This window comes from Mycobacterium sp. NGS63 (assembly GCF_059812295.1).
Genome location: NZ_JCALCJ010000004.1, coordinates 30,687 through 43,273, shown reverse-complemented (window position 1 = coordinate 43,273; position 12,587 = coordinate 30,687). Strand labels below are relative to the sequence as shown.

Here is a 12,587-nt window from a genome sequence, read left to right as displayed (position 1 = left end):
GCCGGCTAGCTGATGACTGCGATGAGGTCGCCCGCCTGGATGACGTCGCCCACCGACACGCTCACCTTGCTGACGGTGCCGTCGACCTCGGCCAGGACGGGGATCTCCATCTTCATCGACTCCAGCAGCACGACGACGTCGCCCTTGCCGATCGGGTCGCCCTCGTTGACGACGACCTCGAGCACGCTGGCCACGATCTCGGCGCGAACATCCTCGGCCATATTCACCCCACTCATCCCGGCGATTTGTGCATGCTGGCTGCTAGGTCCGTCAAGCTCGGGTCTATCGAACCACAGGACCGGTCGGGGCCGCGGCACGTGGGCCGTTCAACCGCGCGCGGCGTGCCGTGAGACACTGGACGACAACTCAACGGGCGCCCGGCGCCTCGTTTGCACGCTATTCACGGAGGTTCGAAGACATGGCCAAGCGTGGCCGAAAGAAGCGCGATCGCAAGCACAGCAAGGCCAACCACGGCAAGCGGCCCAATTCCTAGTTAGCTTTGCTCCACTCCCCGGACGATCGTGGTCCGGCGGATTTCCAGCCGCAGGCGCTCCTTGAGGCCCTCGGGGGCCCGCTCGCCCTTGCATTTGGTCGCGATCAACGCCTTGAGCCGTTCCTCGATCCCATAGTGCTGGAAGCACCCGGGACACGCCTCGAGGTGCTGGCGCAGCCGTTCCTTGGACTCGGGGGTGCATTCGCCGTCGAGCAGGGTCCATACCTCGGCGATCACTTCGGCGCAGCCAAGGCCGTGCGAATGGCTGTCGTCGGCACGCGGACCGGTGGGGCCGGCAAACTCGCTCATGACGGCACCTCCTCGTGCGTCTGCTGACCGCGGCTGAAACCGCGCTCCTTGGCCACGTCAGCCAGCAGACCGCGCAGCTGACGTCGACCGCGGTGCAGCCGGGACATTACCGTGCCGATCGGCGTGTCCATGATCTCGGCGATCTCTTTGTACGGGAAGCCCTCGACGTCGGCGTAGTAAACGGCCATCCGAAACTCTTCCGGCAACGCCTGCAGCGCCTCTTTGATCTCGTCGTCCGGCAGCGATTCCAGCGCCTCGACCTCCGCCGAGCGCAGGCCGGTCGAGGAGTGCTCGGCGTTGGAGGCCAGCTGCCAGTCGGTGATCGCCTCGGTGGGGTACTCCGCCGGCTGGCGCTGCCGCTTGCGGTAGCTGTTGATGTAGGTGTTGGTCAGAATCCGGTACAGCCACGCCTTGAGGTTGGTGCCGGCCCGAAACGAGCGGAAGCCCGCGTAGGCCTTGACCATCGTTTCCTGCAGGAGGTCTTCGGCGTCGGCGGGGTTGCGCGTCATCCGCAGCGCACCGCCGTAGAGCTGGTCCAGCAGCGGAATGGCGTCGCGCTCGAAGCGCGCGGTGAGCTCCTCGTCGGTTTCTTCGGGCGGCGCCGGCTCGGCAGTTTCTAACAGCTGCTCGCCGTCGAGGCGATCTTGTGGGTCGGCCATCTCGATTAACACGGTCCCTTCCGCAGCCCTGTCGCCGGACGGCGCCGGACTCGCCAGCGAGCGGGTCAACTCGTCCTCCAACAGGCTCGTAGCCGTTGGCACCAGACTGCTCCTCCCAATCTAAAGGCTGCCCCCGACAGTGTCTGTTCTCGTCCGTCCCAGCCCTGCCGGTACCTGCCGCATCCGCATCAGAAACCGACTTCTTTAACAGCATCGGGCGACGCGCTATTTCCCGGGTGCAATTGCGCCCCGCGGTCCCCCAAGCGGTGGGCTTGAGCCGTGGCGTTAATGTGACGGCCATGTCTCTTCACGGCAAGACCATGTTCATCTCCGGCGCCAGTCGCGGTATCGGCCTTGCGATCGCCAAACGGGCCGCCGAGGACGGCGCCAACATCGCCCTGATCGCCAAGACCGCCGAGCCGCACCCCAAGCTGCCGGGCACGGTGTTCACCGCCGCCAAGGAGCTCGAGGAGGCGGGCGGGCAAGCCCTGCCGATCGTGGGGGACGTCCGAGACCCGGATTCGGTCGAGGCCGCGGTGGCCAAGGCCGTCGAGCAGTTCGGCGGCATCGACATCTGCGTCAACAACGCGTCGGCGATCAACCTGGGATCGATCACCGAGGTGCCGATGAAGCGCTTCGACCTGATGAACGGCATCCAGGTGCGCGGCACCTACGCGGTATCGCAGGCCTGCATCCCGCACCTGAAGGGGCGGGAGAACCCGCACATCCTGACGCTGTCACCCCCGGTGCTGCTGGGCAAGGAGTGGTTGAAGCCGACCGCGTACATGATGGCCAAGTTCGGTATGACGTTGTGCGCGTTGGGAATCGCCGAGGAAATGCGCGACGAGGGCATCGCGTCGAACACGTTGTGGCCGCGCACCCTGGTGGCCACCGCCGCGGTGCAGAACCTGCTCGGCGGCGACGAGGCGATGGGGCGCGCCCGCAAGCCCGAGGTGTACTCCGACGCGGCCTACGTCATCCTCAACAAGCCCGCCCGCGAGTACACCGGCAACACGCTGCTGTGCGAGGACGTGCTGGTGGAATCCGGCGTCTCCGACCTGTCGGTGTACGACTGCGTGCCGGGATCGAAACTCGGCGTGGACTTCTGGGTGGACGGCGTCAACCCGCCGGGATACACCGGGCCGTAGCCTCGTGGCGCGTGCCGCCACGCCGGGCATCGCGGCGCTCGTCAAAGCCGGTGTGCCGCACGAGATTGTGCACTTCGAGGCCGTCACCGACCTGTCACGGGACGCCGGGGCGGCGGCCGAGCAGGTGTTCAAGACGTTGATCATCGCGCTGCCGGGCGAGCTGGCGGTCGCGATCCTACCGGTGCCGGCGCGGCTGTCCCTGAAGTCGGCCGCGGCGGCGTTCGGAGTCGCCAGGGCCGGAATGGCCGATCCCGTTGCCGCGCAGCGGGCCACCGGCTACGTGGTCGGCGGCATCTCCCCGTTCGGTCAGCGCAGGCGGCTGCGCACGGTGCTGGACGCCTCGGCGTTGAGCTGGGAGCGGGTGTACTGCAGCGCGGGCAGGCGCGGCTGGGACGTCGCGGTCTCGCCGCACGACCTGATCCGGCTGACCGCGGCGCTCACCGCGGACATCCGGGCGATATGATTCGGTGGCCTCGCATCGCTTGGTGCTAACCCGTTGGCCGCCACGCGATCGCGGGACGCGAGCGGAGGCAGCGCGTGTCGTTTGTGCTGATCGGGACGGAAGCGGCGGCGGACGCGGCGACGGACTTGTCCGGCTTCGGGTCAACGCTCAGTGCGGCGAACGCGCTTGCGGCGGCGCGGACGACGGGAGTGCTGGCGCCGGCCGCCGATCAGGTGTCGGCGGCCGTCGCGTCGCTGCTCGGCTCGCACGCCGATGCCTACCGGGCGGCGGCCGGGCAGGCGGCGGCATTCCATGCCCAGTTTGTGCGCACGCTGAATGCCGGTGCGTTGTCGTACGCGGCCACCGAGGCCGCCAACGCGTCGCCCGAGCAGCAGATCCTCAACCTGATCAACTCGCCCACCGAGGCCCTGTTCGCGCGCCCGCTGATCGGCAACGGCGCCAACGGAGGGCCGGGCCAGAACGGCGGTGACGGCGGGTTGCTTATCGGCAACGGCGGCGCGGGCGGGGCCGGCGGCAACGGGCAGGCCGGCGGCAACGGCGGGAATGCCGGGCTGATCGGCAACGGCGGCGCCGGGGGGCTCGGCGGACCCGGCCAAGCGGGCGGCCACGGCGGAGCCGGCGGCCTGCTCTACGGCAGCGGCGGTTCCGGCGGGAACGGCGGGGCGAATCCCGCCGGAACCGGCGGCATCGGGGGTGGCGGCGGCAATGCCCCCGGGCTGATGGGCGCCGGCGGGGCCGGCGGCTCCGGCGGCACCGGTATGACCGGCGGCAACGGAGGTGGCGGCGGCACGGCCGGTCTGCTCGGTCACGCGGGCGGCGGCGGCGCCGGTGGCGATGGCAGCGGCAACGGCACCAACGGCGGAAACGGCGGAAACGGCGGAGACGCCGCGGTATTCGGCGCCGGCGGGAACGGCGGAGGGGGCGGCATCAACAATTCGGGGAACGGCGGCGCCGGCGGTTCCGGGGGCACCGGCGGGCACCTGTTTGGCAACGGCGGGAGCGGTGGACCCGGCGGCACCGGCGGCGTCGTCGGCATCGTCGGCGGCAACGGTGGCATCGGTGGCGCCGGCGGCTTCGCCCCCGGCCTGGTGGGCCAGGGCGGGGCCGGCGGACCCGGCGGGAGCGGCAGCATCAACGGTGCGCAGGGCGGCGCCGGCGGCGCCGGCGGGCTGCTGCTCGGCAGTGGCGGCGCCGGCGGGCATGGCGGTGCCGGCGACTTCGGGGGCACCGCCGGCAACGGCGGCAGCGGCGGCAACGCCGGGCTGATCGGCAACGGCGGGGCCGGCGGAACCGGCGGCGCCAGCGCGACGGGCGGCTTGGCGTCGGGGTCCGGCGGTGCGGGCGGCACCGGCGGGCAGCTGGTCGGCAACGGAGGCAACGGCGGTAACGGCGGTGCCGGCGCGAATGCCGGTGGCGCCGGCGGCGCCGGCGGGGCTGGCGGCGGGGCCGGCGGGCTGATCGGAAGCGGCGGGGCGGGCGGCACCGGTAGCGGTGGGACCGCCACCGGCGGGGCGGGCGGCAACGGCGGCAACGCGGCGCTGCTCTACGGCGACGCCGGCGATGGCGGAGGCGGCGGGGCAGGTGGGACCGCGGGCGGCAACGGCGGAACCGGCGGGATCGCAACGGGTTTGGGAAACGGCGGTAACGGCGGCGGCGGTGGCGCCGCGACGCTCGGCGGTCTCGGAGGCGCCGGCGGGACCGGCGGCGTCGTCGGTCACGGCGGGTCCGGCGGCGCCGGCGGCACCAGCCACGGCAATGGCGTCAACGGTGGTGGTGGCGGCAGCGGCGGTAACGCCCGGGTGTTCGGCGCCGGCGGTGCCGGCGGGGCCGGCGGCACCAGCGACACCGGGACCGGCGGGACCGGCGGGGCGGGCGGCCTCGGCGGGCGCCTGTTCGGCGGCGGCGGGGCCGGCGGTAGCGGGGGCGGCGGCGGCATCGTCGGCATCGTCGGCGGCAACGGTGGCGCCGGCGGTGCCGGTGGCAACGCCAAGGGGCTGATCGGCCAGGGCGGGGCCGGCGGTGCCGGCGGCGCCGGCACCCTCAACGGTGGGCGTGGGGGTGACGGCGGCAGCAGCGGGCAGCTCTACGGCAACGGCGGGCTTGGCGGCGCCGGTGGCGACGGGGGCGCCCCCGGTGTTGGCGGCAACGGCGGCAACGGCGGCAACGGCGGCAACGCCACCACCCCCGGAACCGGCGGCGTGGGCGGCACGGCCGGCCGGCTATTGGGCGCGCCGGGCGCTCACGGCGCTGACGGGACATAGCGCCCGGCGGCCAAGCCGCTTAGAGCTTCTTGGCCCGGCTGCGGGTCTGGAAGGCCGTGACGATGTCGAGGATGCCGATGGCGATCAGCCACCACCCCGCGACCAGGGTCAGCACCGCGATCGAACGCAGCGGGGAGATGATCAGCACGGCGCCGCCGACCACGATGATCAGCCCCGACAGCACCTGCCAGCCGCGGCCGGGCATGTGGTCCAACGCCAGCGCCGCGGTGAGCAGCGTCATCCCGCGGAACAGCCAGCTGATGCCGATCCAGATCGCCAGCAGCCAGACCGCCTCGAATTCGTCGCGGAAGCAGAAGAACCCCAGCACCAGCGACACGATGCCGGTGATGAACGTCAGCACCCGCATGGCGGCCCCGGCGTGGGTGCCGAACGACGCAAACACGTATCCGATGCCGGACACCACCAGGTAGATGCCGAACAGCACACCCGCCACAAACAGCGTCTTGCCCGGCCAGGCCAGCACGATGACGCCCAGCGCCACCGCGGCGACGCCGATCAGCAAAAGCAGCTGCCACGCGCTGCGAGCAAGCTGCTGCAGAGGACCCTCAAACACGGTCTGTTCGCTATTGGTCATGCGAATATGATTCGCCACCGCGGCGTCAAGAAAATGTCCATGGCGACACGATTCGGTATCGCGGGCGCGTATTGCGCACAATGAAGGCTTGAATAACGCGCTGGTGGTGGGCGGCGGGCCGAACGGGCTCGCCGCCGCGATCTGTCTGGCCGCCGAGGGTGTGCGGGTCACGGTGCTCGAGGCCGCCGACGAGGTGGGCGGCGGCGCCCGCAGCGGCGAGGCGATCGTCCCCGGTCTGCTGCACGACCACTGCTCGGCGATCCACCCGATGGCCGTCGGCTCGCCGTTCCTCGGGCGTTTCGACCTGGGGCGGTACGGCCTGACGTGGCGCTGGCCGGAGATCGATTGCGTGCACCCCCTCGACGGCGGCGGCGCCGGAGTCCTGCACCGCTCGGTGTCCGAGACCGCGGCGGGTCTGGGTCCCGACGGGCCGCGCTGGCGGCGCGCGTTCGGCTACGCCGCCGGCCGGTTCGACGCCCTGAGCGACGACATCATGCGACCCTTGCTGCGCTGGCCGCGCCACCCGCTGATGCTGGTCCGGTTCGGCGCGCCGACGCTGGTGCCCGCGTCGACGTTCGCGCGGCTGTTTCGCACCGATGCGGGCCGGGCGTTGTTCGGGGGTGTTGCGGCCCATGCCTTCCGGCCGCTGCACTACCCGATGACCTCCGCGATCGCGATGGGCATCATCGCCGCCGGCCACCGGCACGGCTGGGCGGTGGCCGAGGGCGGATCGCAATCGATCACCAACGCGATGGTGGCGCTGCTGACCGAGCTGGGCGGCACCATCGAGACCGGTGTCGCGGTCACGGCGGCGTCGCAGCTGCCGCCGGCCGATGTCACGCTGTTCGACCTGGCGCCGGGCGCGGTCGCCGAGATCTTGGGAGACCGCCTGCCACGCCGAATTTCGCGCGCCTTCACCAGGTTTCGCCGCGCCCCGGGCGCATTCAAGGTCGACTTCGCCGTCGAGGGCGGCGTGCCGTGGGCCAACCCGCACGCCCGTCGGGCCGGCACCGTGCACCTGGCCGGCACGTACGCCGAGCTGGCCGCGACGGAGCGGGAGATCCATGCCGGGCGCATGCCGCAGCGGCCGTTCGTGCTCGTCGGCCAGCAGTACCTGGCGGATCCGCAACGCTCGGTGGGCGATACGCACCCGGTGTGGAGCTACGCGCACGTGCCTCACGGCTACACCGGCGACGCGACCGAGGCGATCGTCGCCCAGATCGAGCGCTTTGCGCCGGGTTTCCGGGATCGCGTCATCGGGTTGGCGATTCGCTCGACGGCGGAGATCGCCACCTACGACGCCAACTTCGTCGGCGGCGACATCATGACCGGCGCCAAGGACATCCGCCAGCTGACGTTCGGGCCGCGAATCACGCTGGCGCCCTATAACATTGGCGTTCCGGGCATGTACATCTGCTCGGCGGCCACCCCGCCGGGACCCGGCGCGCATGGCATGTGCGGGGCCAACGCCGCCGCGCTCGCGCTGGCCTACCTGAAACGCTGATTCGCTGCCCGGTGTGGCGTACCCTCAACCCACCAGACAGATGAACCGGTGAGGTGGCTATGGGAGACGGTCGGTGGATTCGGTTGGGTGGCGTCGCAGGACTCCTCTACGTCGTCGTCGCGGTTGTCGCCGCAACGATCACCGGTGCACCGCCGCAGGCGAACGACGATGCCGCCACCTACCGCAACTTCTTCGTCGACCATCATTCCCAATTGGTCACTCAAGCATGGATGTACGCATTGGCCGCGCCGCTGATGGCCATGTTCGCCCTTGCGGTGCATCGGATCCTGCGCAGATCGGAGGACACCGGCTACCCCGCCGGGATATTCCTGCTCGGCACCGCGGGTGTCGCCACGCTGCTGCTGGTGACGCAGGCCATCCAGATCGCCATCGCCCAGCACGCCGACCGCTTGCCGGCTGAAGTCGTCTTCGCGGTCGGCGTGCACTTCCCGGGCGTGCTGATCGGGTTGTGGGGCTCATTCATGGCGGCAACGGCTTTCGCCTATGCGTACTGCGTCTTTACGCACGGCGTGCTGCCGAGGTGGACCGCCTATCTGGCGGTACTGGCGCTAACCGTCAACCTGCTCGGGACGGCGGGCGTCTTCTTCCGCACCGGCGCGTTCAGCATCGAGGGCGGCGTCTCGGCGTGGGCACCCGCCATCTCGACGGTGCTCTGGTATCTGGGCACGTCAATCGCGATCCTGCGCACCAAGGGCTCGGCGACAACCCGGCGTGACCCGGCCGCTCACGAATACGTGTAGAAGCCCTCGCCGCTCTTGACGCCGAGCTTGCCGGCGTCGACGTAGCGCTGCAACAACTCCCGCACGCTGACGGGGAGGTGCGGAAACTCTTCGGCGTAGTGGTTTTCGATGTCGAGCACGACGTCGAGCCCGATGAAATCCATCATCTGGAACGGTCCGGCCGGCACACCCCAGTTGACCTTGAACATGCCGTCGACGTCCTCGGGGCGGGCCACGCCCTCGGCGACCACCGCCAGCGACTCGCGCTTGATGGCCGCCCAGATGCGGTTGAAGATGAAGCCGGTCGACTCCTTGCGCACCTCGAAGGGGTAGACGCCGAACTCGGGCAGCACGGCCAGCAGCGTGTCGAGCACGCCGCGGTCGGTCTGGCCGTCGGACATCACGTCCACGGCGTTGATCTCGGGTGGCATGTGAAAGTGCGTGTTGCACAAGCGGGTTTTGTCCCGCACGTTTTCGGCCATCAGCCGCGACGGGTACGACGACGAGTTGGTCCCGAAGATGGTGTCCGGCGGGGCCGCCTGTTCGATCTGGCCCCACAGGGGAATCTTGATGTCGAGCTTTTCCGGGACGGATTCCACGGCGAGCCACGCGCCGTCCAGCGCCTCCTGCAGCGACGCCGCCGCCGTCGCGACGCCCACTTCACCAATCCCCCGGCGCTCCACCACCCCCGGTACGGTGTCCGCGACGTACCGCGTCGCGTCGGCGAGCTGTTCGGCGCGCCGCGCGTAGATGCGCACGGTCCCGCCGCGGCTGGCGAACATCACCGCGATGCGCCGCCCCAGCGTCCCCGCGCCGATCACCGCCACCGGGCGGTCGCGGATGTCGTCGAATGTGTACGGATACGAGCCGGTCACATACGCATACTAAGTGGTGCCGGTGCTACCTTACGAGTCGCTTTGCAAATAGCCAACATTCGGTTTCGGGTCGGAGCGCCTATTTGCCCTTCGCCATTTCTTCCACCCGCTTATCGACTTTGCGCCCCGTCTTCTCGCTCGCTTTGAGCGCCGCCTTCGCGGCCGCCACCTGCACTGCCTTCCTCGACACCATCTTCCCCGCCTACTTCCTCGCCGTCCGGTTCGAGAGCGGTTTGCTCGGCAATCAGCTGTAGCACCTTCGCATCGCTCTGCGTTGCCAGTTTAGATTCGAACTGGGCTTCCAGCACCTTCCAGCCGAGTTCGGCCTCGGTATTGTTGTCGCTGAATGTGCGTTCGAATGCCCATGCGGTGCGGCGCCACCACTCGGAGCGGTTGATCAGCTGGATCCACGCCTGCGCCGGCACATTCTCTCCCGTCTGATCGGCACCGCTACAGCAGCTTCATCTGCTCCGATCGCTGCTCGACCGGCTCGAGAAGCTCCGGCCCGTTGTTGCGGATGCTGTTCACCAGCGTCGACACCTCGCGCATGGCGATCCCACGCACGTCGGGGGCGCGGGTCAGCAGCTTCTCGTCGATCGGGGCGTCCGGGTTCAGCCAGCGGTCCCAATCCCGTTCGGGCACAACGAGAGGCATCCGGTCGTGGATCTCGGCGAGCTCGCCGGGGGCGTCGGTGGTGATGATCGTGCAACTCAGCAGCGGCGCAGCGTCTTTCGCCGGCTTCCAGACCGACCACAAACCCGCCATGAACAGCGGCTCGCCGTCCTCGCGGTACATGAAGAACGGGGTCTTGCGGGATTCTTTGTCGGCGCCATTGACCCGCCATTCGTAGTAACCGTCCATCGGTATCAGGCAGCGCTTGGACTTGGCGCTCGAGCGGAACGCGGGCGAGCTGGTGACCTTGTCGGCGCGGGCGTTGATCAGCAGCGGGCCCTTGCCCTCCGGCGCCCCGTCGGCCCCTGCCTTGGCCCAGGGCGGGATCAGACCCCAGCGCATCAGCCGCACCCGGCGGGTGGGGTCGTCCTCGGGTTCGGCGTGCCGGGTGACCACGGTCGCGATCGTGGTGGTCGGGGCCACGTTGTAGTTGGGCGCGTCGGTGTTGGGCGCGGTCCCGGTCGCCTCGTCGATCGCCTTGATCTTCTGCGCCAGCAGCGCCGGATCCGTCGTCACCGCAAAACGTCCGCACATGCCTCCATGGTGCCCGAACCCAGCGACAGGCGATGATGGACCGGTGAGCACATGGCCGGCCCCGCAGGCGACCGCGCCGGTGCACGCGACGGTGACGGTGCCCGGCTCGAAGTCGCAGACCAACCGGGCGCTGGTCCTCGCCGGCCTGGCCGCCGCGCAGGGCCACGGCGCCTCCACCGTCAGCGGCGCGCTGCGCAGCCGGGACACCGACCTGATGATCGGTGCGCTGCGCACCCTGGGCCTGGCCGTCGACGGCGCCGGGCCCGAGCTGACCGTCGGCGGCCGGATCTCCCCCGCCCCCGGCGCCACGGTGGATTGCGGCCTGGCCGGCACGGTCCTGCGGTTCGTCCCGCCGCTGGCGGCGCTGGCCGCCGCCCCGGTCACCTTCGACGGCGACGAACAGGCCCGGGCCCGACCCATCGCGCCGCTGCTGGACGCGCTGCGCGGCCTCGGCGTGCCCATCGACGGCGCCGGACTGCCGTTCCTCGTGCACGGCCGTGGATCGGTCGCCGGCGGCACCGTCGCGATCGACGCCTCGGCGTCCTCCCAGTTCGTGTCGGGCCTGCTGCTGTCCGCGGCGTCGTTCACCGAGGGCCTGACCGTGCAGCACACCGGCGCGGCGGTGCCGTCGGCGCCGCACATCGCGATGACGATCGTCATGCTGCGCCAGGCCGGCGTCGATGTCGACGATTCCGTCGCCAACCGGTGGCGGGTGCGCGCCGGCGCGGTCGCGGCCCGGCACTGGGACGTCGAGCCCGATCTGACCAACGCGGTGCCGTTCCTGGCCGCTGCCGTGGTCGGCGGCGGAACGGTGCGCATCGCCGGCTGGCCGGCCACCAGCGTGCAACCCGCCGAGCACATCCTGGGCGTCTTGGGCAAGCTGAATGCCGTTGTCACCCACACCGATTCGTTCCTCGAGGCGCGGGGGTCGGGCGAGTACGCCGGATTTGACGTCGACCTGAGTGCCGTCGGCGAGCTGACCCCGTCGGTGGCGGCGCTGGCCGCGCTGGCCACCCCCGGATCGGTCTCGCGCCTGAGCGGCATCGCGCATCTGCGGGGCCACGAGACCGACCGGCTCGCCGCGCTGAGCACCGAGATCAACCGGCTGGGCGGCGACTGCGCCGAAACACCCGACGGCCTGGTGATCACCGCGACGCCGCTGCGCGCGGGCACCTGGCGCTGCTACGCCGATCATCGAATGGCGATGGCGGGCGCCATCATCGGGCTGCGGGTGCCGGGCGTCGAGGTGGACGACATCGGCGCCACCAGCAAGACGCTGCCGGAATTTCCGCAGCTGTGGGCGCGCATGCTGGGGTCCCGCGGTTGAGGCCCGGCGACTACGACGAGTCCGACGTCAAGGTCCGCTCCGGCAGGGGCTCGCGACCGCGAACCAAGACCCGTCCCGAGCACGCCGACGCCGAGGCCGCGATGGTGGTCAGCGTCGACCGCGGGCGCTGGGGGTGCGTGCTGGGCGGCCGCCCCGACCGCCGGGTCACCGCGATGCGGGCGCGCGAACTGGGCCGCACCCCGATCGTCGTCGGCGACGACGTCGACCTGGTCGGCGACCTGTCCGGGCGGACGGACACCCTGGCCCGCATCGTGCGCCGCGGCGAGCGCCGAACGGTGTTGCGGCGCACCGCCGATGACACCGATCCCACCGAACGGGTGGTGGTCGCCAACGCCGACCAACTGCTGATCGTGGTGGCGCTGGCCGACCCGCCGCCGCGCACCGGGCTGGTCGACCGGGCGCTGATCGCCGCCTACGCCGGCGGCCTCACCCCGATCCTGTGCCTGACCAAGACCGACCTCGCCCCGCCGGAGCCGTTCGCCGGGCAGTTCGTGGACCTGGACCTCACGGTGGTCGTCGCCGGCGTCGACGACCCGCTGCTCGCGGTCGCCGACCTGCTCTCCGGCAAGATCACAGTGCTGCTCGGGCATTCCGGGGTCGGCAAGTCGACGCTGGTCAATCGCCTTGTGCCCGAGGCGGATCGGGCCGTGGGCGCGGTGACCGAGATCGGCCGCGGGCGGCACACCTCCACGCAGTCGGTGGCGCTGCCGCTGGATCCCGGCGGCTGGGTGATCGACACCCCGGGCATCCGCTCTTTCGGGCTGGCGCACATCGCGCCCGACGACGTGCTGATGGCCTTCTCGGACCTGGCCGAGGCGATAGGCGAATGCCCGCGCGGCTGCGGGCACATGGGCCCGCCCGCCGACCCCGAATGCGCGCTGGACGCGCTCACCGGCCCAGCGGCCCGGCGCGTCGCCGCGGCCCGGCGGCTCCTGGCCGCGCTCCGGGAGCCTTAGCCCTGCCCCGGCGAGCGCGCGTGTTTGTAC

The 12,587-nt window shown here is 71.0% G+C and carries 15 protein-coding genes; 8 read left to right on the top strand and 7 right to left on the bottom strand.

Annotated features, from left to right (window positions below):
• Nucleotides 1-5: 5 nt before the first annotated feature.
• Nucleotides 6-221, bottom strand: coding sequence for a biotin/lipoyl-binding carrier protein (locus AC5Y4Z_RS10640; RefSeq protein ID WP_499963446.1), 216 nt, complete (start codon nucleotides 219-221; stop codon nucleotides 6-8).
• Between the two features lie 197 nt (nucleotides 222-418).
• Here AC5Y4Z_RS10640 and AC5Y4Z_RS10635 point away from each other — a divergent pair, with 197 nt between their 5' ends.
• Nucleotides 419-493, top strand: coding sequence for a 50S ribosomal protein bL37 (locus tag AC5Y4Z_RS10635; RefSeq protein WP_085976515.1), 75 nt, complete (start codon nucleotides 419-421; stop codon nucleotides 491-493).
• Here AC5Y4Z_RS10635 and rsrA read toward each other — a convergent pair whose 3' ends face one another.
• On the bottom strand, nucleotides 494-802 hold the full coding sequence (rsrA, locus tag AC5Y4Z_RS10630; RefSeq protein WP_499963444.1) for a mycothiol system anti-sigma-R factor: 309 nt from the start codon (nucleotides 800-802) through the stop codon (nucleotides 494-496).
• A complete protein-coding gene (locus tag AC5Y4Z_RS10625) occupies nucleotides 799-1,461 on the bottom strand; it encodes a sigma-70 family RNA polymerase sigma factor (protein ID WP_499964724.1) in 663 nt (220 codons plus the stop codon). The genes rsrA and AC5Y4Z_RS10625 overlap by 4 nt, the downstream gene beginning before the upstream one ends.
• A gap of 299 nt (nucleotides 1,462-1,760) precedes the next feature.
• On the opposite strand from AC5Y4Z_RS10625, the gene AC5Y4Z_RS10620 reads away from it, so the two are divergent.
• The 3 genes from AC5Y4Z_RS10620 (at nucleotide 1,761) to AC5Y4Z_RS10610 (ending at nucleotide 5,333) form a co-directional block, all read left to right on the top strand.
• Nucleotides 1,761-2,609 carry an SDR family oxidoreductase gene (locus AC5Y4Z_RS10620; RefSeq protein ID WP_499963442.1) on the top strand — a complete coding sequence of 283 codons (849 nt, stop codon included), beginning with the start codon at nucleotides 1,761-1,763 and terminating at the stop codon, nucleotides 2,607-2,609.
• Between the two features lie 4 nt (nucleotides 2,610-2,613).
• A complete protein-coding gene (locus AC5Y4Z_RS10615) occupies nucleotides 2,614-3,072 on the top strand; it encodes a YbaK/EbsC family protein (RefSeq protein ID WP_499963440.1) in 459 nt (152 codons plus the stop codon).
• Nucleotides 3,073-3,146: 74 nt separating this feature from the next.
• Complete coding sequence (locus tag AC5Y4Z_RS10610) at nucleotides 3,147-5,333, top strand: PE family protein (RefSeq protein WP_499963438.1); 2,187 nt, start codon at nucleotides 3,147-3,149, stop codon at nucleotides 5,331-5,333.
• A 19-nt stretch (nucleotides 5,334-5,352) separates the two neighbouring features.
• Here the strand turns inward: AC5Y4Z_RS10610 and AC5Y4Z_RS10605 are convergent, their stop codons facing one another.
• Nucleotides 5,353-5,928, bottom strand: coding sequence for an HdeD family acid-resistance protein (locus AC5Y4Z_RS10605; protein WP_499963436.1), 576 nt, complete (start codon nucleotides 5,926-5,928; stop codon nucleotides 5,353-5,355).
• 88 nt (nucleotides 5,929-6,016) lie between these two features.
• Between AC5Y4Z_RS10605 and AC5Y4Z_RS10600 the strand changes: the two genes are divergently transcribed.
• Both AC5Y4Z_RS10600 and AC5Y4Z_RS10595 read left to right on the top strand, forming a co-directional pair.
• On the top strand, nucleotides 6,017-7,432 hold the full coding sequence (locus AC5Y4Z_RS10600; RefSeq protein ID WP_499963434.1) for a phytoene desaturase family protein: 1,416 nt from the start codon (nucleotides 6,017-6,019) through the stop codon (nucleotides 7,430-7,432).
• A gap of 59 nt (nucleotides 7,433-7,491) precedes the next feature.
• Nucleotides 7,492-8,193, top strand: a complete 702-nt coding sequence (locus AC5Y4Z_RS10595) for a DUF4386 family protein (RefSeq protein WP_499963432.1) — start codon at nucleotides 7,492-7,494, stop codon at nucleotides 8,191-8,193.
• Here the strand turns inward: AC5Y4Z_RS10595 and AC5Y4Z_RS10590 are convergent.
• The 3 genes from AC5Y4Z_RS10590 to AC5Y4Z_RS10580 form a co-directional block, all read right to left on the bottom strand.
• On the bottom strand, nucleotides 8,178-9,047 hold the full coding sequence (locus tag AC5Y4Z_RS10590; protein WP_499963430.1) for a 3-hydroxyacyl-CoA dehydrogenase family protein: 870 nt from the start codon (nucleotides 9,045-9,047) through the stop codon (nucleotides 8,178-8,180). The two genes, AC5Y4Z_RS10595 and AC5Y4Z_RS10590, sit on opposite strands and share 16 nt — an antisense overlap.
• A gap of 110 nt (nucleotides 9,048-9,157) precedes the next feature.
• A complete protein-coding gene (locus AC5Y4Z_RS10585) occupies nucleotides 9,158-9,472 on the bottom strand; it encodes a hypothetical protein (protein WP_499963428.1) in 315 nt (104 codons plus the stop codon).
• A gap of 25 nt (nucleotides 9,473-9,497) precedes the next feature.
• A complete protein-coding gene (locus AC5Y4Z_RS10580; protein ID WP_499963426.1) occupies nucleotides 9,498-10,253 on the bottom strand; it encodes an SOS response-associated peptidase in 756 nt (251 codons plus the stop codon).
• Between the two features lie 43 nt (nucleotides 10,254-10,296).
• Between AC5Y4Z_RS10580 and aroA the strand changes: the two genes are divergently transcribed.
• Entirely contained in the window at nucleotides 10,297-11,580 is a 1,284-nt protein-coding gene (gene aroA, locus AC5Y4Z_RS10575; protein ID WP_499963424.1) for a 3-phosphoshikimate 1-carboxyvinyltransferase, read from the top strand.
• Nucleotides 11,577-12,557, top strand: a complete 981-nt coding sequence (rsgA, locus tag AC5Y4Z_RS10570) for a ribosome small subunit-dependent GTPase A (protein ID WP_499963422.1) — start codon at nucleotides 11,577-11,579, stop codon at nucleotides 12,555-12,557. The genes aroA and rsgA overlap by 4 nt, the downstream gene beginning before the upstream one ends.
• The last annotated feature ends 30 nt before the right edge of the window (nucleotides 12,558-12,587 follow it).